Source organism: Pelagibius sp. 7325 (genome assembly GCF_037652055.1).
Classification (GTDB): domain Bacteria; phylum Pseudomonadota; class Alphaproteobacteria; order Kiloniellales; family Kiloniellaceae; genus Pelagibius.
Genome location: NZ_JBBKAH010000001.1, coordinates 106,728 through 126,731, shown reverse-complemented (window position 1 = coordinate 126,731; position 20,004 = coordinate 106,728). Strand labels below are relative to the sequence as shown.

Here is a 20,004-nt window from a genome sequence, read left to right as displayed (position 1 = left end):
TCGGCTCTGCTAGAATTGGGCTAGAACTGGAAATAGAGGAATTCGGACACCCGCGTCAGGCTCAGGAAGGCGATGGCCGCGATGACGGCGGTGGCCGCCGCCCACGCGACGGTCGGCTGCCAGGCGAGCGCCGTTTGCAGGCGCGCGGCGCCGGGGAATTCGCCGGCGATGCGCGCGATCTGTGGGCGGTAGGCCTCGGCGCGGAAGGCGAAGGCCGGGTTGAAGTTGCGCAGCAGCGCCTGGGTTGTCGGCATGATCCACAGGAAGCCGATCCAGAACGCCAGCCAGAGAATCGACATCTTGTCCTCGAAGCCGACATAGGGCGCGCCCTCGAAGCGGAAGCCGATGGTGAGCAGGACGTCGGCAACGGGTCCAAGCTTCTGGGGCAGGTTCTGCGGCAGGTTCACCATGCCGCTGAAGACATTGAGTGCACCTTGGAAGCTCTCGGCGCGGAAGAAGACCCACGCCAGCGTCACGGCGAGGAAGGTGAAGAGGCGCGCGAAAGCGACGGACCACCAGGTCGCCAGGGGCCGCGGGAAGACACCGCGCCACAGGTGGTTGACCACCAGCATGGCGCCGTGCAGGCCGCCCCAGACGACGAAGGTCCAGCCGGCGCCGTGCCACAGGCCGCCCAGCAGCATGGTGATCATCAGGTTCACGTGGCGCCTGACGGGGCCTCTGCGGCCGCCGCCCAGTGGAATGTAGAGATAGTCGCGCAGGAAGCGCGACAGCGTCATGTGCCAGCGCCGCCAGAAGTCGATGATCGAGGTGGCGCGGTAGGGCGCGTCGAAGTTCAGCGGCAGCTTGATGCCAAACAGGCGCGCGATGCCGATCGCCATGTCGGAATAGCCGGAGAAGTCGAAGTAGAGCTGCAGGCTGTAGGCGAAGGCACCGCCCCAGGCCTGGAAGAAGTGCAGATCGGCGCCGCTCTCGGCGGCGCCGAACACCGGCGTGGCGACCGTCGCCAGGTTGTCGGCGATGACCACCTTCTTGAACAGGCCGATGACGAAAATGGTAAAGCCGATGGCCAGATTGTCGGCGCGCGGCAGGAAGGTGCGGTCCTCAGCGAACTGGGGCAGCATTTCGCGGTGGTGCACGATGGGCCCGGCGATGAGCTGCGGGAAGAACACAACGAAGAGGCAGTAGCGCGCGAAGTCGCGCTCGGCCGGCTCACCCTGGCTGAGGTCGACAAGGTAGGCGATCTGCTGAAAGGTGAAGAAGGAGATCGCCAGCGGCAGCACGATGCCGCCGGCGTCGAGATGGGTGCCGATCAGGCCGTTTACGCTGCCGGCCAGGAAGCCGGCATACTTGAAGTAGCCGATGAGGCCCAGGTTGACGGCGACGCCGAGCCACAGCAAGGGCCGCGCTGAGCGGCTGCCTTTGGCACTGTGCGCAGCGGCGATGGCGAGCCCGAGGCTGTAGTTGACGGCGACCGAAATGCCGAGCAGCAGCAGGAAGGCGGGGTTCCACCAGCCGTAGAAGAACAGCGAGGCGGCGACCAGCAGCAGAATCGCCGGGCGCCGTCCGCCCAGGCTGGCGGCGGCGAAGAAGCCGGCGAGCACCAGCGGCAGGAAGGCAAAAATGAAGATGTGGGAATTGAACAGCATTGCCGGCCCGGCACTCCGCCTCTAACTGTCGGGGGCTCTCCCGCCTTGGCTTTCGCCCAGGGGGTGTTTCCTCTGCAATGCTTGTTGTCGCTGACGGCCAGGGGCGTTCACCCCCGAGGGCCTTCACCTGTCGAAGCCCGCCGTGTGATGATTGTCTGCGAGGCTAGCCCGGCGTCAGCCTGGACGTCCTATGACAAATCGGGGGCGTTTAAAGGGCGGGGAACGGCCCGGACCATTCGCCTACGCTGGTTCGCTCACTCGGAGCCGCCGCCGAGTTCTTCTACCAGTTGGCGAATCTGCGACGGCATGAAAGGCTTTTCGACGCAGGGACGGCCGCTGGCCTTGAGGAAGCGCTCGGTCTCCGCGTTCAGCAGATCGCCGGTGGCGAAGATCATGCGCTCGACCAACTGGGGCTTCACCGTCTTCAGCTTCTCGTAGAGGCCGGGACCGTCGAGGTGCGGCATACGCAGGTCGCAGATGATGGCCGAGTAGTCCTTGTCCCGCAGCTGGGCCAGCGCTTCCTCGCCGCTGGCGGCCACGTCCACCGTGTGGCCCGCGGCTTCCAGCACTTCCACCAGGAAGCCGGTGATGTCCGGTTCGTCGTCGATGACCAGCACCTCTTGACGGGTGGCCGCACGCCGAGGCGGCGCGCTCTCGCTCGCCGCCTCGGCGGCCGCGGTACCGGCCGGCAGCAGCACGGTAAAGACGGCGCCGCCGCCCCCGGCCTCACCCTCCGGCCGGTCAAAGGGAGCCTCGCCGACGCTGATGCTGCCGCCGTGCGCACTGACCATGCCGTGGCAGACCGACAGCCCCACGCCGGTGCCCTGGCCGACCGGCTTGGTGGTGAAGAAGGGGTCGAAGATACGCGAGCGGATGTCGTGGGGGACGCCCGGGCCGTTGTCGCGCACCGTGATGCGGACCTCACGGCTGGCTTCCAGGTAGTCCGTGGCGATGATCAGGCGGCGCGGCCGCGGCGTGTCGAGCATCGCCTGCTGGGCGTTGATGAAGAGGTTCAGCAGCACGTGGCTCAGCTGGTCGGAGTCGCCGGCGACCGTCGGCAGGCCCGGCGCCAGCTCGCAGGTCACCACGACGTCGGTGGTGCTGAGCTGGTGCTCGACCAGCCCCAGCACGTCCTTGATCAGGTCGTTCACCTGGATGGCGCGGCGGTCGGCCGGGCGCTGGCGCGCCATGGAGAGGAAGGTTCTCACGATCTTGGCGCAGCGGTCGGCGGCGGTGCGCACCTTCACGGCACGCTCGGCGATTTCGCTGTCGCCGGCCATGCTTTCCAGCAGCGCCGCCTGGCCGATCACGACGGACAGGGGGTTGTTCAGCTCATGCGATACGCCGGCGAGCAGGGCGCCCAGCGCGCTCAGCTTCTCGTTCTGATAGCTCTTCTCGCGCTGGCGCTGCAGCTCGCGTTCGGTGCGCACGCGGTCGGTGATGTTGTTGTAGGTGGCGACCACGCAGCCGTCCGGCAGACGCTGCTGGCGGATCTCGATGACGCGGCCATCGGGCAGGGTGGACTGGAAGACGCCGCGCCGCGGCCGCGACAGCAGCGCCAGGCGCTGCTGGATGAAGTTCTCCTCGCCGCCCGCGGCCTCCACGTCGGCGCGCGGGTAATGCCCCTTGGCGACGCCCCGGCGGATGTATTCCGACAGTGGGATGCCCGGCCGACCCATCTCCTCCGGCAGGTCGAAGATATCGAGGTAACCCTGGTTGACCAGCAGCACCGTCATGTCCGGCGCGGTGACGGTGACGCCTTGGGCGATGTTGGCGAGCACGCCTTTCAGCTGGGCGGTGCGTTCCGCCAGCGCCTGCTCCAGGCGGCTTTCCTGGTCGCGTAGCGCGATCTCCGCGCGCTTGCGCTCGGTGATGTCGGTGCGCACGCTGACAAAGCCGCCTGAGCGCGTGTGCTGTTCCTTGACGATGTCCCAGCGCCCGTCGGGCCAGGCATCCTCGCGCACGGCGGTGCGGCCGCGCAGGCGGTCTTCGATGAAGGCGTCGGCGAAGCCTTTGGGATTCTGCCAGACCCGCGGGTCGGTGATGGCGTTGTGCCTGACGCTGGTCTCGATCAGCTCGCGCATGGACTTGCCGATAATCTCCACCGGGCCGGGCTGGAACGGCAGGGTCTCGTGGAAGCGGCGGTTGGTCAGCACCACCCGCTGGTCGGCGTCGTAGAGGATGAAGCTGTCCGAGAGATTGTCGATCGCCTCGCGCAGCATCAGTTCGCTGCGCCGCGTGTTCACCTGCTCGGTGACGTCGTTCAGCGAAACCAGCACGGCGGGCTCACCCTGCCAGAGAATGCGCTTCTCTGTGGCTTCGACCCAGAAAGGTTCGCCCGCGCGGGTCAGGCAGGACAGGATGCGCGCCGGTCCCGGCGGCTCGCCGGCCAGCAGCCGGGCGTGGCGGCGCAGGGCGCCGTTGTGGATCTCGACCGGCAGGAAGCGCAGCAGCGTCGGCTCGCGCAGCAGGGCGGCGCCGTCCTCGAAGCCGATGCGCCGCGCACAGGCGCGGTTGGCATAGAGCGGCTTGAAGTCGCGATGCACCAGCACGCCGTTGCCGATCTCCTCCACCAGGCTGCGGAAATCGTCGGACGCGGAGCCGCCGTCCGCTGCGGTTTCGCCCTTGCCGGCGGAGGTCTGCCGCGCAGCGTCTTGGCGCGGCGCCGTTTCGCGGTGGATCACCAGCCAGCTCCGGTGCCCTCCGCGGCGGTCGTACAACGGGCAGAGTTCGGCAGGGATCCCGTCCAGCCCGCGACCCGGGATCGACGCGCTGTCCAAGCCGGTCGCATCGGCAAAGGCCTGGTTGGCCCCGATCAGGCGCAGCGGCGCACCGCCCGTCGCCGCGGTGGCGACCGCCGCGGGCAGGCCGACGCAGTGCAGCGCCGCGGCGAAGCGGCGCAGGCTGTTGCCTGTGGAGCTTAAGGGTTTGGACATCGCTGCGACCTGCGTGAACCAGGGCCAAGAATAGGGCTGCCGCCGCGCCCGAGTCGAGCCTGGGGTGTCCGGGCTGTGGGGAGCGGAGATGGCGGCCGGCGGGACCCTGCAGCGTGAATGTTTCAGTCGCATGTGCCGTGAAGGGGGAAATGGTTTCCTTTGTTCTCTGCCGCCACCTACGAAAACGCCGCCTGGGGGGATGCAGGGGCACCGCGGCAATTCCGGGTAGGGTCATCAATGTATTGATTTATATTGAATAACTGGACCGCGTCTGCGGCCGGCGCCGGTTACGGCAAACGTCGGGCGAACGCAAAAGGGGCGCACCGCTGCCGGTGCGCCCCTTGTGGTACCTGCAACCTGTCGTATCAGCCGACGAGGGCGTTGTCGTTGCGCTTCACCGCGACGATCGAGGAACGCGGTAGCTTGCCGTCGCCGTCCGGGAAGGGCGCGTCGGGATGCTGGATGCCGACGAACATCGTGCGGCGGTCGGCCGACCAGCACAGGCCGGTCACCTCCGAGCCCTTCGGCCCGGTGAGGAAGCGCTCGATGCGGCCCGTCACCGGGTCGCCCGCCAGCATCTGGTTGTTGCCCTGGCCGGCGAAGTCCTTTTCGTTGGAATCGTCGCCGTCGGTCTGGATCCACAGCACGCCGGTGGTGTCGATCGCCATGCCGTCGGGCGAATTGAAGAGGTTGCCGTCGTTGATGTTCGACGAACCGGCATTGGGGCCTTCATGCACGGTCGGATTGCCGGCCATGACGTAGAGGTCCCATTCAAAGCTTTCGGCAGCGTGATCACCGGCCGCCGGGCGCCAGCGCACGATCTGGCCGTAGTTGTTGGCCTCGCGCGGATTGGGGCCGCCGACTGGCTGTGCGTCGCCGCCCGCGTTGGTCTTCACGCCGCGGTTCTTGTTGTTGGTCAGCGCGCAGTAGGCTTCCGCCGAGACCGGGTTCACGGCCACCCACTCGGGACGGTCCATGGTGGTGGCGCCGACCTTGGAGGCGGCGGTGCGGCTGAAGATGAGGATCTCCGCCTCTGACATGCCGGTCGCCGCCGGGGTCAGGGCGACCCACGCGCCGGTCATGTCGTCGTTGAACTTGGCGACGTAGAGCTGGCCGATGTCCAGCAGCGTCGAGGTGTCGCCGCCGGGAACATAGATGTCGCGCGAGACGAACTTGTAGAGGAACTCGCCACGCTCGTCGTCGCCCAGATAGACCACCACGCGGCCATCTGGGGCCAGCGTGGTCGCGGCATTTTCATGCTTGATGCGGCCCAGCGCGGTGCGCTTGATCGGGGTGCTGCTCGCATCCGAGGGATCGATCTCGACCACCCAGCCGGCGCGGTGCGGCTCGTTGGGGTTCTTCGAGGTGTCGAAGCGTTCGTCCCACTTGTGGTAGTCGTAGCCCCAGCCCTCGGCTGCGATGCCGTAGCGCTCGTATCCGGCGGCGACCTGCGCGCTGAGTTGCGGCTCTGCCGTCGCGCCGAAGTAGCCGTTGAAGTTTTCCTCGCAGGTCAGGTAGGTGCCCCAGGGCGTCTTGCCCGAACCGCAATTGTTGAAGGTGCCGAGGCTCCGGGTGCCGGTGGGGTCGGCAGCGGTCTTCAGCAGGTCGTGACCGGCGGCGGGGCCGGAAATCCGCATCGGCGTGTTGTGGGTGATGCGGCGGTTGAAGGGGCTGTCCTTGACAATGCTCCAGCCGTCCGCGCCTTCGGCGATCTCCATCACGGTGACGCCCTGCAGGTTCTGCAGCTTCAGGACGTCGCTGGCATCGCGCGGCGTCCCCTTGTCCGCCTGCGGCAGGTTCACCTCGTTGTTGGTGTACTCCTGGTTCACGGCGAGCACCTGCCGGCCGTCGATCAGGAACAGCTCCATGCCATCGGTATTCTCGCCGACGACTTTGTCGGCGTCCTCGGCGGCGCCGCCGGTCTGCTGGTCGAGTTCGGGCACGCCGGAGAACAGCGGGTCGCCCCAGCTGGCCAGGCGCTGCCAGCTATAGCCTTCAGGCACGTGCACGGTGTTGTCGGTGGCGGTGGGGATCGGTTCGAACGCAAAGCGCGACGTCTGCTGCGCCCACGCCGGCTTCAGGTTCAGCAGGCCGGCGCTCATGACGGCCGCGCCCGACCCGAAGGCCAGCGCGCCACCCAGGAAGCCCCGGCGCGAGATGGCGCGTTCCACGACGCGGTCGAAGTCGTTCTCGGCCGGCCGCGGGAAGTTGATTTCATCCCACGCGTCGGCGGAGATCGGTTTACGGATGTCGTCTTTCATTGCTCTCTCCCGTTGGACTCTTTTGGCTGGCTTTGGTGGCCGGCTTTGGTGGCCGGCTTTGGTGGCTGGCACAGGGGCGGTTCAACGATGCCCTCGACCTGGATTTATTCCAGGCGGTGTATTGCACAGCTACGTGACGTCTTCATGACGCCCGCATGACAGGCAGCGAAGCGCAGAGAGAAGCCGCCCGGCCGCGTCGTCGTGCTTCCGGTATGGGGAGAAGCCCTCATCCGGGCCGCGGCTCATCGGCCGCCGATCGGCCCCCCTTTTCGGGTGAAATTCCGCGGATTTGCTGGGCGGCCCCTCGATTCGGGGTCCGGCCCGGCGCCGAAGGCCCGGGGGCCGGTATTTTTCGCGGAATTCCGCCATTTTCCGGGAAGTGTGATTTTCCTCACAGAGCCGACCTGCGGCCTCGGGCAAGCTCGCCGTCCTAAGAAAAATCGTCCACCCATCATCCGGGGCAGGGTCCGGGAGCAGGGGGCGGATGCGCGGCGAAGGGGAAATCTGGATGGCTGGCCAGCAAGAGAAAGTGACGGGCGGGAATGGCACGCGGCTGCTGTCGCCCCGGATTCACTGCGATTTCGTGCCGACGGACCCGCCCCAAGAGGGCCGCGTCAGGGCATCGGTTGCCCTCGATCCTCTGGCCCTCGGCTTCATGGTGAACCTCGACTCCGCTGCCGCCCGGACCACCGCCCGGACCGCCGGCTGCGAGGTCGCGGCCGACAGCGCGGCCGACAGCGCGGCCGACAGCGCGGCCGACAGCGCGGCCGGCAGCCCTGCCTGGCCGGCGACCACCGACGCCCGCGATCTTTTGGTCGAGTCGCTGGGCGAGAGCCTGCCCGACGGCTGCCGCGGAGTCGCATCCGCGTTCCCCCGCGACACCCGCGCCGCTGCCGCAGACGGATGCTTCACCCGAGGCCTCGCCCGTGCCGAGGCGGGCGACCACCAGGGCGCCGTCGCCGAGTTCTCCGCAGCGCTGGCCGGTGATGCGGGCGCCGACCGTGTTGACGCGGGCCGCATCTATCTGGAGCGGGCCTACAGCTACCGCGGGCTCGGCTACACCTACCTCGCCATCGATGATTTCGAGCGCGCCGGGGCGATGGGCGCCGGATGGGCGGCCGCGCATAACGGCATGGGCATGGTGCGCCGGGAAAAGGGCGACCTGACCGGCGCGCTGTGCGATTTCGATACCGCCATCCGCTACGATGCCGGCTTCGCGGCGGCCTATTCCAACCGCGGCCTCTGCCACCTGGACCGCTACGACGACCTGAAGGCGGTGGCCGACTTCACCCGCGCGCTCGACCTCGGCGGCGCCCAGGCGGTGACGCTGTTCCACCGTGCCGCCGCCTACGCCCGCCTGAAGCGCTATGCCGAGGCGGAGGCCGACCTCACCGCTGCCGCCGGCTTCGCCCCCGAGGAGCCCTGCATCCTCAACCGCCGCGGCATCGCCCGCGAAGGGCAGGGCAAGCTGACCGAGGCGCTGGAGGACTTCGACCGCACCATTGCCGCCGATCCGACTTTCGCGCCCGCCTACGGCAACCGTGCCCGCCTGCTGCAGCAGTTGGAGGACTATCAGGGGGCCATCGACGACTTCACCCGCGAACTGGAGTTCGATCCGGGTTCCTGGCAGGCGCACGCGCGCCGCGGCCAGTGTTACAGCAAGCTCGGCCAGCTGCGTTATGCGGTGCTCGATTTCAACGCGGCCCTGATCCGCGGCGAGGCGCGCGCCTCGCTCTACCTCGACCGCGCGCGCTGCTACGGCGAGATCAGGGATTACGCCAAGGCGCTGGCCGACTGCGACGAGGCGCTACGCCTGGCGCCGAACTGCGCGCGCATCCTCGCCGAGCGGGCGCGCTGGCGCGAGCGGATGCGCGACCGCGACGGTGCGCTGGACGACCTCACCCGTGCGGTCGAGATGGAGACCGGCAATGCCACCTACATCCAGCAGCGCGCGCGCTTCCTGCTGCGCCAGGGGCGGCTCGACGCAGCGCTGCAGGACTTCGAGCGTGACGTGGCGCTGAACCCGGCCGAACCCTGGGCCTACATGGGCCGCGGCGACTGCCGCTCGCGCCTGGGCCAGGGTATGGCCGCTGCCAGCGACTACCGCCGCGCCGCCGAACTCTTCGCCGACCTCGGTCAGCTGGAGGCACGCGGCACCGCTCTGCAGCGCATGGAGCAGGTGCTGGTGGCGTGAGGCCTTGACGACCTTTGCCCCGGCGTTCACCGGTGCGGCGCGACGTGTGTGAAAAGGGGGGCTCGGCCCCCCTTTCTCTTTGTCCGGCTGCCGAACGGAAAACCAGGCGGAAGCGCCCGGATAGAAACAAAGAAAACACTTTTCCGCTTGCCGCGACAACAGCCTGAAACATTCCGCTGTCAGCTTGCTCCCGGCGTGTGGTGCCGGGGCCGGATGCGGTCGGGCTCCAACTTCCGCGGCGGTTCATGCGGCGACTCCGCTGCAGGGGCTGGCGCCCTCAACCTTCCATCCGGAGGCTCGGCATCACACGCACCTCGATCCGGCTCCCGAACCCGGTGAATCCGATGACGTCCCAACCCTCCTCACAGCCCCCTAAAGCGACTCCCGGCGATCCCCAGGCCTTTGTCCTGCGCGCAGCGCGGCGCGGCGACATTCCCGCCATCGATGCCATGCACTTCCTCTCTGTTCAGGCCTTGAGCGCCGCGGACTATTCGCCGGCAGAGGTCGAGGCCTTCCTCTGCCACGGTACCTACGATCCCGCCCTGATCGATGACGGCACCTACTATGTTCTCGCGGCTGCGGGGCCGGAGGCTGGGGGCAGGGTGATTGCCAGTGGCGGCTGGTCGCGCCATCTGCCGCATTCGAACGCAGGCGGCGCCGGCATGGCGGAGCCGGCCTACTGCCTGTCGCCCACCTCGGCCAAGATCCGCTCGATCTTCGTGCATCCGCACTACGCCCGCAGGGGACTCGGCTCGCGCATGGTGCGTCATGCCGAGCGCGAGGCTGTCGCCGCCGGCCACCGGCTGCTGGAACTCTGGGCCACGCTCACCGGGCTGCCGCTCTACCGCAGGCTCGGCTACCAGGAACTCGGCCGCATGGCGATTCCCGGCGGCAACGGCGCCGCCGTGCCCGCCGTGCACATGGCCAGGCTGGTGCCGCTGTCGGACGCCCAGGCGGCTTAGGGACCGCGCAAACGCAAAAAGGCCGCGCACCCGGGGCGGCGGCCTGACATCATACAGTTCTCTGGCGTGGATTTTCCGGCAGGGAGTCCGCCGGAATCACAAACCGGGCGGTCGCGGCGACCGGCCCGGCTTCGCAATCGCGCCTTCCGGAGCCCTCCCGGCAGGCGCGCCCCTGGAATCGGGCGCGCACCGGGTCAGGCACTGAGAAGCTCGGCGGGGGCCTAGAAGCCCTCGCGCTCCATCCGCTTGCGCAGCAGCTTGCGATAGCGGCGCACAGCCTCGGCCCGCTCGCGCTTCTTGCGCGCGGAAGGCTTCTCGAAGTTGCGGCGCAGTTTCATTTCCCGGAAGACACCCTCGCGCTGCAGCTTCTTCTTCAGCGCGCGCAGGGCCTGATCGACGTTATTGTCGCGAACCTGTACTTGCACAGACGCTCCGTGCTCCTTTCGTAAGCCGTCAAAAGCCTGCCTCCCGACAGACCTTCGGGCTGGATTGCTCAGATGTTGGGGCAAAACAACCGCTTCCGCGGCAGCACTGCTGCGGAAACAGGGCGCTTGGTATCATAGGGACGGGCAAAAAGGAAGGGGTTTCTGGGTTTTTCCCCGCGGACGCGGCCGGCCCGCCTGCTGAAAACACCGAAAAGTCAGGCTAGAAAATAAGAATAAATTCATCATAACGTCTTGGGGGCCGGAGGCCGGGCGCGTCCCTAGCGGGACGCCTTTACCCCGGCCTGGGGCAGCGCCATATTCAACTCATGGCAATTCTCAAGATCGCACGCATGGGGCATCCGGTGCTGCGCCGCCCGGCGGCGCCGGTTCCCGACCCGACAGCCCCGCAAATCCGCCACCTCGTGCGGGACATGCTGGAGACCATGGAGGATGCCGGCGGCACCGGCCTCGCCGCGCCCCAGGTCCACGTGCCCCTGCGGGTGGTGATCTTCTTCGTCGCCGGCCGCCGCGCCGCGCTGGAGGATGGGGAGGCCGGGAGCGGCGAATGCGGCCGCGAGGACGTGCCGCTGACCGTTCTCATCAACCCGGAAATCGAGCCTCTCACCGAGGACGAGGCGCTGGGCCCGGAGGCCTGCCTCTCGGTCCCGGGCCTGGTCGGCCAGGTGCCGCGCTGGACGCGCATCCGCTACCGCGGGCTCGATCTCGACGGGGCGGCGATCGAGCGCGAGGCGGCGGGCTTCCACGCCCGCGTCGTGCAGCACGAATGCGACCACCTGGACGGCATCCTCTATCCGCAGCGGATGACCGACCTTTCCCGGCTGGCCTTCACCAGCGAGATCGGCCGCCCATTGGACGAGGCGGACGAAGCGGACGAGCCGGATGCCATCGCGCAAGAAAGGGAAGAGAACCATGTCTGAGAACCGCGCCGAGCAGACAGAATCCGGCCCCGCCGCGGGCCGCGAGGCGGCGCTGAAGAAGCTCGCCCAACAGCGCAGCAGCCTGCTCGACGCGGCGCTGCGCCATGTGCCTTTCGACGGCTGGACCTGGACCGCGATCGACGCCGGCGCGCGCGACCTGGCGCTGCCGGCCGGCGAGGCGCACCGCCTGTTTCCCGGTGGCCCCCAGGAAGTGATTCGGGCTTTCAGCACGGCGGCCGACCGGCAGATGCTGGAAAGCCTGGAGGGGCTGGACCTCGCCTCGATGAAGGTGCGCGAGAAGATCACCGCCGGCGTGCGCGCGCGCCTGGAGGCGGTTGCCGCCCACCGGGAGGCGGTGCGCAGCGGGCTGGCCTTCTTCGCCCTGCCGCAGAACGCGGCGACCGGCATGGGCTGCCTCTACCGCACCGTCGATGCCATCTGGTACGCCGCCGGCGACAAGGCGACGGACTATAATTTCTATACCAAGCGCGCGCTGCTCTCCGGCGTCTACTCCTCGACGCTGCTGTTCTGGCTGAACGACAAGTCGGAAGACTATGCCGCCACCTGGGCCTTCCTCGATCGGCGCATCGCCGAGGTCCTGCAGGTCGCCGGGCGGCTCGGCAAGGGCGTCACTGCGGCGCTGAATCTGCCTGACCGTCTTTTTGAAAAGCTGGCCGCGCGGCGCCGCGAAGGGTCAGGGCGCCGCACGGTGGGACGCGGCCCGCTCAGAAGCGCGGCGCGCCGCTGAATTTTTCTCAGGGTGTCTTGCGGCCGGTCTGCGAACCGCTGCGGCTGAGGAAGAGGTAGTCCCGCCCGACGTTCTCGTAGCATTCGATCGATACCGCCTTGTTCACGGTGATGCCGTCGTCGGACAAGGGGAAGATGCAGATATCGTATTCGCCGACGGTGTCGTCCGCCAGGTGCCACTTGATGCGCGCCATCACCGGCAATCTGCTGGCGCAGGCGGTCTGGTAGCATTCCAGGAAGGGGCCTTCGTCATCGGGCAGCACGATCTCGTCGAGGTACCTGCCGGTGAATTCGAAACCGGTCATCTCCACGACCTTGGTGCCGACCAGCCGGTAACGCACGCGAAAGGGATCCTGCTCGATGTCCGCGATCAGCATGTTCGGCACCAGCTTCGGGATGTCGACGGGATCGATGTCCGCGCGGCGCGGAATCGCGCCGTCGCGGCACTTGCTCCGCCAGTAGAGATAGAGCCGCCGGATGAGGGCGCTCTGGATCTGATCCGCGTCGGTGATCTGCTGCATCAAGTCGATCCGTGGAGGAGCAGTATAAGCGGGTGGCCTGCCGGATTGTCACGCCCTTGCATTGAGACTATCGCAGCTTCATTGACCTCAAAGAATTAACCGGCGGTGACAAATGATATTGGAGGTGACCTCGGGTAGCCGGCAAAACGCCGCGCCGCTGCGCGTTATAGTCATTGCTGGAATCTTGCCGGGGCGTTCGTGGCTGGGCCTTCACCTGCCGGCGGTCACACGATAAACACACTTCACAGTGGTAGGGCGGGCTGTCATCATCGTATCGTCCGATTTGTCAGCATTTAGTAGTCAATTGGTACCTATTTTGCCCATGCATGGTGATGGCCGTATCCCCTTTTCCCGGCACGATTTCAATCTATGATAGTGCGTCGCTGACCTCCCGTATCCGCGCGAGACGGGCGCGCGGGGGCGCGCGGGTCCTTTGTGCAATCGTCGCCGTTCTGGCGGGCGTCGTCCTGTTCGTCGGCTGGGGCATGGACGTTGCCGCGGCTCGCGGCGAGGCGACCGGAAGCCGCAGCATGGCGATCACCACTGCGGTGGGCCTGCTTCTCTGCGCTTTGCTGACGCTTGGCGGAGTGTCCCGGCGGCGCTTCGTGAGACCCGGATCCAAGAGACTGGGGGCAGGCTTCCTTCTCTGTCTCGCCCTGGCTGATCTGGCGCTTCTGGCTAGCCCGCTGCAAATCGGCCTGGACCAGTTTCTCTTCAGTTTTTCGGGGGCGCTGGCGGAGGTCTATATGTCGCCCGCCACGGCGACCTGCCTGATGCTGGCGGCGGGCTGCCTGCTGGTTCGCCGTCGCCGCGGACGCTTTCTGAATGGCGACCTCTACGGGCTGCTGGTGCTGGCCGGTCTCCTCGTCACCACCCTGGCCTTGGTGGGATATGCCTTCGATGCCGAGTCACTCTACGCGGTGTTCGTCTACACGGCGATGTCCCTCCACACCGCGGTCGGCTTCTTCCTGATGTTCGTGGCTTTAATGTTGGCCCGCCCGACCTGGGGCTGGATGTTCCTCGTCATGGGGCCCGGGCCCGGTGGTGCGACGCTCAGGCGTACCTTGCCCTTCGTTGTCCTGGGCCCGTTTGCGTTCTGCGGGCTGACCCTTGCCGCGGTCGAGGCGGGAATCTTCGACGTCAATTTTCGTCTCAGCCTCCTGGCGATTACGATGATGAGTTCACTGGTCGGCTTGCTGTTCTGGAGCGCCCAGCGCGAGAACGCCGACGCGAAGGACATCATTGCCGCGAATGCTCAGCTGCGGCGACTGCTGCATGAGCGCGATGTGCTGCTGCAGGAGGTCTATCACCGCGTCAAGAACAATCTCCAGTTCATCGATGCCATGCTGGCCCTGGAAGCCATGCGCGGAAACGATTCACCTCTGGACCAGCGTCTGGCCGGAATCCGTTCGCGACTGCATGCCATCAGTCTCGTGCATCAGAAGCTCATCTCCGCGCAGGATCTGGCGACGGTGGACCTGCGAAGCTTCCTGACCGATCTCTGCGATCAGCAGGGCCGCGGTGCCGGACTGGATGATCGCGGGATCAGTATCGATACCTCGGTTGACGAGATCGGATTGGATCTCGAACAGGCTGTTCCTATCGGCCTTCTGGTAACGGAGTTGCTGTCCAATGCCGCCAAACACGCATTTCCGGACGGGCGCGCGGGTCGGATCGAGGTAGTGGCGAAGCGGATCGACGGCAATCGCCTTCAGCTCAGCGTTAGCGATAACGGTGTCGGCCTTGCCGGCCCGGCCGGCGACGGCGGCACCGTCGGCAGTATGATTGTGCGCTCCTTGGCGGCACAGCTGCGCGCGCAGACACGGCGTTTTGGTGAAGACGGATTCTGCATCGCGTTTACGATACCTTTGGACAAGACTCCCCGATCCTGAATTGAGGCTTTCGCATGCAGACCACACCAAAGGTTCTCATCGTCGAGGACGAACAGATCATTGCCGAGTACTTCAGGGTGATCGTCGAGTCGGCAGGTTATGAGGTTTGCGGAATCGCACTGTCGGCGGACGAGGCGGTGAAGCTCGCCCGGGAGAACGACCCGGCTCTGATTTTCATGGACGTCCGCCTGCAGGGCGAAAAGGACGGCGTCGACGCGGCGTTTGAAATTCATCGCCACAAGCCAGTACCGACCGTCTATGTGACCGGCTCGACCGAACCGGAAACCCAGCAGCGGATCAAGGCCGACCATCCGGCCGATATCCTCATCAAGCCGGTGCTCAGCGAGCAGTTGCTGGATGCGCTGAAACGCTTCTGCCCGCAGCCATAGCCGCCAGGCCCGGTGCGGTCAGCGCCGGATCAGGCGGGTGACGTGGCCCATCTTGCGGCCCGGCCGCGCTTCGGCCTTGCCGTAGAGATGCAGCTTGTTGCCGGGCTCGGAGAGGATCCGCAGCCAGTCGTTCACCTCGTCGCCCAGAAGGTTCTTCATCACCGCGTCGCAGAGGCGCTCGGTCGAGCCCAGCGGCAGGCCGGCGACGGCGCGGATGAACTGTTCGAACTGCGAGGTGACGCAGGCGTCGAGGGTCCAGTGTCCGGAGTTGTGCGGCCGTGGCGCCAGTTCGTTGACCAGGATCTTGTTGTCGTGGGTGACGAACATTTCGACCGCCAGCAGGCCGATCAGTCCCATCTCCTTGGCCAGGTGGCGGGCGATGGCCTCGGCGCGGTCGGAGAGTTCGTCCGGCAGGTTGGCCGGCGCGATGGTCTCGTCCAGGATGTGGTTCTTGTGACGATTCTCCACCGGCACATAGGTGCGCACGCTGCCGTCGGCCGAACGCGCGACGATCGCCGAGATCTCCATGCGGAACGGGACGATGGCCTCGACGATGCCGACGGCGTCCGCCGCGTGGCCGCGCATCGCGGCCCAGGCTTCCGCCAGATCGCTCTCTGCCGTGATGCGCACCTGGCCTTTGCCGTCATAGCCCAGCTCGGCACTCTTCAGGATGCAGGGCGTGCCGATCGCTTCGACCGCCCGGCGCAGGCCGCCGACGTCCTCGGCGGCGCGGTAGGCGGTGGTCGGCACCGAAACGCCGTTGCAGAAGTCCTTCTCGCGCAGGCGGTGCTGGCAGATCGACAGCACGGCGGCGCCGGGCCGCAGCGGCGCCAGCTTCTCCAGTACCTCGACGGTCGCCAGCGGGATGTTCTCGAATTCGAAGGTCACTACGTCGACCGCCGCGGCGAAGCGGGTCAGGGCCGCGACGTCGTCGTAGGCTGCCACCGTCGCGGCGTCGCACACCTGGTTCGCCGGGGCGTCCGCTTCCGGCCCGTAGACGTGGCAGCGGTAGCCGAGGCGCGCGGCGGCCAGCGCCGCCATGCGGCCCAGCTGGCCGCTGCCGAGAATGCCGATGGTGGCGCCTGGGCTCAAGGGGCGGTCAAGGGGGCCGGTCAATTCGGGCAAGATCGGGTTTCCTTCGGGAGACGCGGGGGGCGGAAAAGACGTTCAGGCTTCGTCCTGGGGCCGTTCGGCGACGGCGGCCGTCTGCTGCCGGCGCCAGTCGTCCAGCGCCGTGGCGACCTGGGGATCGCTGAGGGCGATGACGGCGGCGGCCAGCAGGCCGGCGTTGATGGCGCCGGCTTTGCCGATGGCCAGGGTGCCGACCGGAATGCCGCCGGGCATCTGCACGATGGAGAGCAGCGAGTCCTGGCCCTTCAGCGCCTTGCTTTCGATCGGCACGCCGAAGACCGGCAGCGGCGTCATGGCGGCGGCCATGCCGGGCAGATGGGCGGCCCCGCCGGCGCCGGCGATGACGACCTTCAGGCCGCGCTCGCGTGCCGTGGTGGCGTAGTCGTAGAGCCGCTGCGGGGTGCGGTGGGCGGAAACGATGCGGACCTCGTGGGCGACGCCCAGCCGCTCCAACACCTCGGCGGCGTGCTTCATGGTCGGCCAGTCCGACTGGCTGCCCATGATGATTCCGACCTGCGGCTGCTGCTCCGCCATGCTGTTCGCGTCCCCCCTGAAACGTCTGCTGAAACTTCTGCTGAAAGCTTTGCTGAAACCTTTGGCTCTGCCGCCCGTTGCCTTGCCGTCGGGCGGCAGCCCGGGAAAAGGCGCGCATTATCCGGGCAAGCCGGCAGCCGCGCAACCCGTCGCGCAACCCGCCTCCGCGTGGGGTGGAAAGGCCCGTTTTCCGGGGTTTTGCCCCGCAAGGGTCGCCGCGGCGCCACTCCCGGCCCGCAAGGAAGCCTTTACCCTCGTCCCCTAAGCTTCGTGCTAGACTTGCGGCCGTAATCGGCTCGCCAGGACGCTTAGGTGAACGGACCGTTAACACTCCCGGGACGGCCGGGAAATCGTTGGAAGCCAGGATGAAGGTAAGCAAGACAGGCGGATCGGCCCCCCTGACGCCCGGGGTGGCGCCCGGGGTGGCGCCCGGCACCGCCGCGCGCGCCGGGGCGGCCTACCGCGCAGCCGAGCAGGCCCGGCCGGTGCCGCAGCCCGAGGACGTGGCCTCTGTCATGGGGATCCCCGAGACCGAGCTGACGCCCAAGGTCCGCAAGGCCCTGCAGCAGCTGATGGCCGAGGTCTACTCCCTGCGCCAGGAGCTCGAGGAGTCGCGCCAGCGCGTCGGCTACCTGGAGCAGCTGGCCGACCAGGACACCCTGGCGCCGGTGCTGAACCGCCGCGCCTTCGTGCGCGAGCTGAGCCGCATGGCCGCCTTCGAGGAACGCTACGGTGCCGCCGGCGCGGTGCTCTATTTCGACGTGAACGACCTCAAGGTCGTGAACGACACCCACGGCCATGCCGCCGGCGACGCGGTGCTGAAGCGGGTCTGCGAGGTGCTGCTGCGCGACACCCGCGCGTCCGACGTGGTCGGCCGCCTGGGCGGCGACGAGTTCGGCGTCATCCTGGCGCAGTCGGCCCTGGAGCCGGCGGCCGCCAAGGCCGCCCGGCTGGCCGGGGCGATCGCCGCCGAGGAGGTCGAGTGGGACGGCCGCCGCCTGCGCATCTCGGTGGCCTACGGAGTCCACACCCTTTCCAGCGGCCAGCGCGCGGACGACGCCCTCAACGCCGCCGACCGGGCGATGTACGAGCACAAACGCAGCGGCCGCGGCGAAAGCTGACCGGCGACTCCGCCCTGATCGGTTGCTGAAAAAGTCCTGACGGCCTGATTGACCTCGTGCTTCGAGACGCACGCGCTCGCGTGCTCCTCAGCATGAGGTCAATCATTTCATAGTCTTACCTCATCCTGAGGAGGCGCGTCAGCGCCGTCTCGAAGGATGTGTTGCAGGTCGGGCGCCCTTTCTCAGCAGCCTGCTAAGCGATCCGGCTAAGCGATGATATCCGGCAGCATGGCGTCTTCCAGCTTCAGGATCTGGTCCTTCAGCGCCAGCTTGCGCTTCTTCAGGCGCTGCAGCTGAAGCTGGTCGAAGGGGCGGGTTTCCGCGAGATGGCTGATGACGTCGTCGAGGTCGCGGTGCTCCGATTTGAGCTCGGCGAGTTTGCGACGCAGCTGGTCGAGATCCGGTTGATCCATTGCGCTCATGCGAGGTGTGGGACGCGCCCGGGAGTATACCCGCTTGGCGATCCCCTTGGGAGTCTTGGGGCGGGAGTCTTGCGGGCTGGCCGCCCCGATTGCGCGCAGACTGCCCGCAACCCGAGATTTCTAGTCCCATAAGCTGCTAAAGTCTGCCCCGAAAAGCGTTTTTCGTTGCGAAGGCGGCAGGGGTGACGGGGAAAACAGGCCAGATGGCAAGTCCGAAGCGGATCGGGGTTCTCACCAGTGGCGGCGATTGCGCCGGTCTCAACGCCGCGTTGCGGGCGGTGGTGCTGCGCGCCACCGGCCACTACGGCTGGCAGGTGGTCGGCATCCGCAACGGCACCGCCGGACTGCTGGCCCGCCCCGTGGAGGCGGAGACCATGGCGCTCAGCCTCGACCTGCTGGATGGCACCTTGCTGCGCCGCGGCGGCACCATCCTGGGCACCACCAACAAGGGTGACCCCTTCGACTACCCGATGCCCGACGGCAGCCGCCGCGACCGCTCCGCCGAGGTCATCGAGGGCTACCGCCAGCTCGAACTGGACGCCCTCATCGGCATCGGCGGCGACGGCAGCCAGGCGATCCTCCGGCGCCTCGCGCAGCAGGGCGGCATCGACCTGGTGACCATCCCCAAGACCATCGACAACGACCTCGGCCACACCGAGCTCTCGATCGGCTATGCCACGGCGGTGAAGGTCGCCACCGACGCCCTCGACCAGCTGCAGCCGACGGCGGCCAGCCATTCGCGGGTGATGGTGCTGGAGGTCATGGGCCGCGACGCCGGCCACATCGCCATCGCGGCCGGCATCGCCGGCGGCGCCGACGTGATCCTGATCCCCGAGATCCCCTACAGCCTGGCGGGCATCGCCGCCAAGATCGAGGCGCTGAAGGCCCAGGGGCGCAACTTCGCCCTGGTGGTGGTGGCCGAGGCGGTCAAGACCGAGGCCGGCGAGGCGGTCAGGCAGACCCAGGCCAGCGGCGCCCAGACCTACGGCGGCGTCGGCCACTACCTGGCCGCGCGCATCGCCGAGGAGACCGGCTCGGAGACCCGGGTCACCGTCCTGGGCCATCTGCAGCGCGGCGGCCTGCCGACCGACCGCGACCGCCTCATGGCCTCGATCTTCGGCGTGCGCGCCGTCGACCTCATTGCCGAGGGGCACTTCGACCGCATGGTCGCCTGGAGCGGGCGCCAGGTCATCGACATCCCGATCAGCGAGGCCATCGCCGGCTACAAAGCCGTCGATCTGGACGGGCCCTTGGTGCACACTGCCCAGGGGCTTGGTATCTATCTCGGAGAATTCCGGCCATGACCAAGCATGGGTATCGGGAACGCAGCGGTTCCGTTTCCCCGGAGGAGACGCCCTTCTGGCAGTTCTCCGGCGCCCTCTATGCACGCCCCGGCGTGGCCGAGGCCTGCCTGGAGCTGCAGGACCGCCACGGGCTGGACGTGAACCTCCTGCTGTTCTGCGCCTGGGCCGGCGTGCAGGGACGGCGGTTCGACGGCGGCGACATCGGCCTGCTGCGCTCGGCCTCGCGGCCCTGGCACGACAACGTGGTGGGACCGCTGCGCGCCGCGCGGCGCTGGCTGAAGCAGCAGACCGCCGTGCCCGACGACCTCGGCGAGGCTTTCCGCGAAGAGGTGAAGTCGCTGGAGCTGCAGGCCGAGATGCTGGAGCAGCTGGTGCTCTATCAGGAGATCGAAATCGTGGCCGGTGAAGGCGCGCCGGAGGAGGCCGCCGCCAACCTCCATCTCTATCTCACCCGCTTCAAGCCGCGGCCGACCGACGACGACTTCGCCGACCTCGCCGCCATCCTGCACGGCGCCTGCCCGCAAGTGGCGCCGGTCCACGCCATCCGCATTCTCGAGGACCTCGGCTAGCGGGCTGCGGGAAAAGGCACCCTGCCTGTGGTCCATCCTTCGAGACGCCGC

At 67.7% G+C, this 20,004-nt stretch carries 18 protein-coding genes; 10 read left to right on the top strand and 8 right to left on the bottom strand.

The window, feature by feature from the left end:
* Window positions 1–20 precede the first annotated feature (20 nt).
* The 3 genes from WDC82_RS00615 to WDC82_RS00605 form a co-directional block, all read right to left on the bottom strand.
* On the bottom strand, window positions 21–1,607 hold the full coding sequence (locus WDC82_RS00615) for an MBOAT family protein (protein WP_340115289.1): 1,587 nt from the start codon (window positions 1,605–1,607) through the stop codon (window positions 21–23).
* A gap of 254 nt (window positions 1,608–1,861) precedes the next feature.
* Window positions 1,862–4,543: a PAS-domain containing protein gene (locus WDC82_RS00610; RefSeq protein ID WP_340115288.1), complete on the bottom strand. Its 2,682-nt coding sequence runs from the start codon at window positions 4,541–4,543 to the stop codon at window positions 1,862–1,864.
* Between the two features lie 365 nt (window positions 4,544–4,908).
* Window positions 4,909–6,804: a PhoX family phosphatase gene (locus WDC82_RS00605; protein WP_340115287.1), complete on the bottom strand. Its 1,896-nt coding sequence runs from the start codon at window positions 6,802–6,804 to the stop codon at window positions 4,909–4,911.
* 508 nt (window positions 6,805–7,312) lie between these two features.
* Here WDC82_RS00605 and WDC82_RS00600 point away from each other — a divergent pair.
* A complete protein-coding gene (locus WDC82_RS00600) occupies window positions 7,313–8,998 on the top strand; it encodes a tetratricopeptide repeat protein (RefSeq protein ID WP_340115286.1) in 1,686 nt (561 codons plus the stop codon).
* Between the two features lie 344 nt (window positions 8,999–9,342).
* On the top strand, window positions 9,343–9,960 hold the full coding sequence (locus tag WDC82_RS00595; protein ID WP_340115285.1) for a GNAT family N-acetyltransferase: 618 nt from the start codon (window positions 9,343–9,345) through the stop codon (window positions 9,958–9,960).
* Between the two features lie 221 nt (window positions 9,961–10,181).
* Here WDC82_RS00595 and rpsU read toward each other — a convergent pair whose 3' ends face one another.
* On the bottom strand, window positions 10,182–10,385 hold the full coding sequence (gene rpsU / locus WDC82_RS00590) for a 30S ribosomal protein S21 (protein WP_167223142.1): 204 nt from the start codon (window positions 10,383–10,385) through the stop codon (window positions 10,182–10,184).
* A gap of 326 nt (window positions 10,386–10,711) precedes the next feature.
* Here rpsU and def point away from each other — a divergent pair, with 326 nt between their 5' ends.
* Window positions 10,712–11,323, top strand: coding sequence for a peptide deformylase (def, locus tag WDC82_RS00585; RefSeq protein WP_340115284.1), 612 nt, complete (start codon window positions 10,712–10,714; stop codon window positions 11,321–11,323).
* Window positions 11,316–12,071, top strand: a complete 756-nt coding sequence (locus tag WDC82_RS00580) for a COQ9 family protein (RefSeq protein ID WP_340115283.1) — start codon at window positions 11,316–11,318, stop codon at window positions 12,069–12,071. The genes def and WDC82_RS00580 overlap by 8 nt, the downstream gene beginning before the upstream one ends.
* A gap of 7 nt (window positions 12,072–12,078) precedes the next feature.
* Here the strand turns inward: WDC82_RS00580 and WDC82_RS00575 are convergent, their stop codons facing one another.
* Entirely contained in the window at window positions 12,079–12,591 is a 513-nt protein-coding gene (locus tag WDC82_RS00575; protein ID WP_340115282.1) for a PAS domain-containing protein, read from the bottom strand.
* Between the two features lie 326 nt (window positions 12,592–12,917).
* On the opposite strand from WDC82_RS00575, the gene WDC82_RS00570 reads away from it, so the two are divergent.
* Both WDC82_RS00570 and WDC82_RS00565 read left to right on the top strand, forming a co-directional pair.
* Entirely contained in the window at window positions 12,918–14,483 is a 1,566-nt protein-coding gene (locus WDC82_RS00570; RefSeq protein ID WP_340115281.1) for a sensor histidine kinase, read from the top strand.
* Between the two features lie 14 nt (window positions 14,484–14,497).
* Window positions 14,498–14,872, top strand: a complete 375-nt coding sequence (locus tag WDC82_RS00565) for a response regulator (protein WP_340115280.1) — start codon at window positions 14,498–14,500, stop codon at window positions 14,870–14,872.
* A gap of 18 nt (window positions 14,873–14,890) precedes the next feature.
* Here WDC82_RS00565 and WDC82_RS00560 read toward each other — a convergent pair whose 3' ends face one another.
* Both WDC82_RS00560 and purE read right to left on the bottom strand, forming a co-directional pair.
* The gene (locus WDC82_RS00560) at window positions 14,891–15,997 is read right to left on the bottom strand and encodes a 5-(carboxyamino)imidazole ribonucleotide synthase (RefSeq protein WP_340115279.1); all 1,107 of its coding nucleotides are present in this window, start codon (window positions 15,995–15,997) and stop codon (window positions 14,891–14,893) included.
* 42 nt (window positions 15,998–16,039) lie between these two features.
* Window positions 16,040–16,537, bottom strand: a complete 498-nt coding sequence (gene purE / locus WDC82_RS00555) for a 5-(carboxyamino)imidazole ribonucleotide mutase (RefSeq protein ID WP_340115278.1) — start codon at window positions 16,535–16,537, stop codon at window positions 16,040–16,042.
* Between purE and WDC82_RS00550 the strand changes: the two genes are divergently transcribed.
* Together WDC82_RS00550 and WDC82_RS00545 are read left to right on the top strand one after the other, a co-directional pair.
* Window positions 16,536–16,802 carry a hypothetical protein gene (locus WDC82_RS00550; RefSeq protein ID WP_340115277.1) on the top strand — a complete coding sequence of 89 codons (267 nt, stop codon included), beginning with the start codon at window positions 16,536–16,538 and terminating at the stop codon, window positions 16,800–16,802. The two genes, purE and WDC82_RS00550, sit on opposite strands and share 2 nt — an antisense overlap.
* Before the next feature lie 100 nt (window positions 16,803–16,902).
* The gene (locus WDC82_RS00545; RefSeq protein WP_340115276.1) at window positions 16,903–17,658 is read left to right on the top strand and encodes a GGDEF domain-containing protein; all 756 of its coding nucleotides are present in this window, start codon (window positions 16,903–16,905) and stop codon (window positions 17,656–17,658) included.
* Window positions 17,659–17,864: 206 nt separating this feature from the next.
* Here the strand turns inward: WDC82_RS00545 and WDC82_RS00540 are convergent, their stop codons facing one another.
* Complete coding sequence (locus WDC82_RS00540) at window positions 17,865–18,071, bottom strand: DUF465 domain-containing protein (protein ID WP_340115563.1); 207 nt, start codon at window positions 18,069–18,071, stop codon at window positions 17,865–17,867.
* A 212-nt stretch (window positions 18,072–18,283) separates the two neighbouring features.
* On the opposite strand from WDC82_RS00540, the gene WDC82_RS00535 reads away from it, so the two are divergent.
* Entirely contained in the window at window positions 18,284–19,384 is a 1,101-nt protein-coding gene (locus WDC82_RS00535) for an ATP-dependent 6-phosphofructokinase (protein ID WP_340115275.1), read from the top strand.
* Window positions 19,381–19,953 (top strand): TIGR02444 family protein, encoded by a 573-nt coding sequence (locus WDC82_RS00530; protein WP_340115274.1) that lies wholly within the window; start codon window positions 19,381–19,383, stop codon window positions 19,951–19,953. Before WDC82_RS00535 ends, WDC82_RS00530 begins: the two co-directional genes overlap by 4 nt.
* The last annotated feature ends 51 nt before the right edge of the window (window positions 19,954–20,004 follow it).

What these genes read in the sequence shown, in the direction of transcription:
- WDC82_RS00615 (WP_340115289.1), bottom strand. Translation starts at nt 1,607, where the DNA reads ATGCTGTTCAATTCCCACATCTTCATTTTTGCCTTCCTGCCGCTGGTG.
- WDC82_RS00610 (WP_340115288.1), bottom strand. Translation starts at nt 4,543, where the DNA reads ATGTCCAAACCCTTAAGCTCCACAGGCAACAGCCTGCGCCGCTTCGCC.
- WDC82_RS00605 (WP_340115287.1), bottom strand. Translation starts at nt 6,804, where the DNA reads ATGAAAGACGACATCCGTAAACCGATCTCCGCCGACGCGTGGGATGAA.
- WDC82_RS00600 (WP_340115286.1), top strand. Translation starts at nt 7,313, where the DNA reads ATGGCTGGCCAGCAAGAGAAAGTGACGGGCGGGAATGGCACGCGGCTG.
- WDC82_RS00595 (WP_340115285.1), top strand. Translation starts at nt 9,343, where the DNA reads ATGACGTCCCAACCCTCCTCACAGCCCCCTAAAGCGACTCCCGGCGAT.
- def (WP_340115284.1), top strand. Translation starts at nt 10,712, where the DNA reads ATGGCAATTCTCAAGATCGCACGCATGGGGCATCCGGTGCTGCGCCGC.
- WDC82_RS00580 (WP_340115283.1), top strand. Translation starts at nt 11,316, where the DNA reads ATGTCTGAGAACCGCGCCGAGCAGACAGAATCCGGCCCCGCCGCGGGC.
- WDC82_RS00575 (WP_340115282.1), bottom strand. Translation starts at nt 12,591, where the DNA reads ATGCAGCAGATCACCGACGCGGATCAGATCCAGAGCGCCCTCATCCGG.
- WDC82_RS00570 (WP_340115281.1), top strand. Translation starts at nt 12,918, where the DNA reads ATGGTGATGGCCGTATCCCCTTTTCCCGGCACGATTTCAATCTATGAT.
- WDC82_RS00565 (WP_340115280.1), top strand. Translation starts at nt 14,498, where the DNA reads ATGCAGACCACACCAAAGGTTCTCATCGTCGAGGACGAACAGATCATT.
- WDC82_RS00550 (WP_340115277.1), top strand. Translation starts at nt 16,536, where the DNA reads ATGCTGTTCGCGTCCCCCCTGAAACGTCTGCTGAAACTTCTGCTGAAA.
- purE (WP_340115278.1), bottom strand. Translation starts at nt 16,537, where the DNA reads ATGGCGGAGCAGCAGCCGCAGGTCGGAATCATCATGGGCAGCCAGTCG.
- WDC82_RS00545 (WP_340115276.1), top strand. Translation starts at nt 16,903, where the DNA reads ATGAAGGTAAGCAAGACAGGCGGATCGGCCCCCCTGACGCCCGGGGTG.
- WDC82_RS00540 (WP_340115563.1), bottom strand. Translation starts at nt 18,071, where the DNA reads ATGGATCAACCGGATCTCGACCAGCTGCGTCGCAAACTCGCCGAGCTC.
- WDC82_RS00535 (WP_340115275.1), top strand. Translation starts at nt 18,284, where the DNA reads ATGGCAAGTCCGAAGCGGATCGGGGTTCTCACCAGTGGCGGCGATTGC.
- WDC82_RS00530 (WP_340115274.1), top strand. Translation starts at nt 19,381, where the DNA reads ATGACCAAGCATGGGTATCGGGAACGCAGCGGTTCCGTTTCCCCGGAG.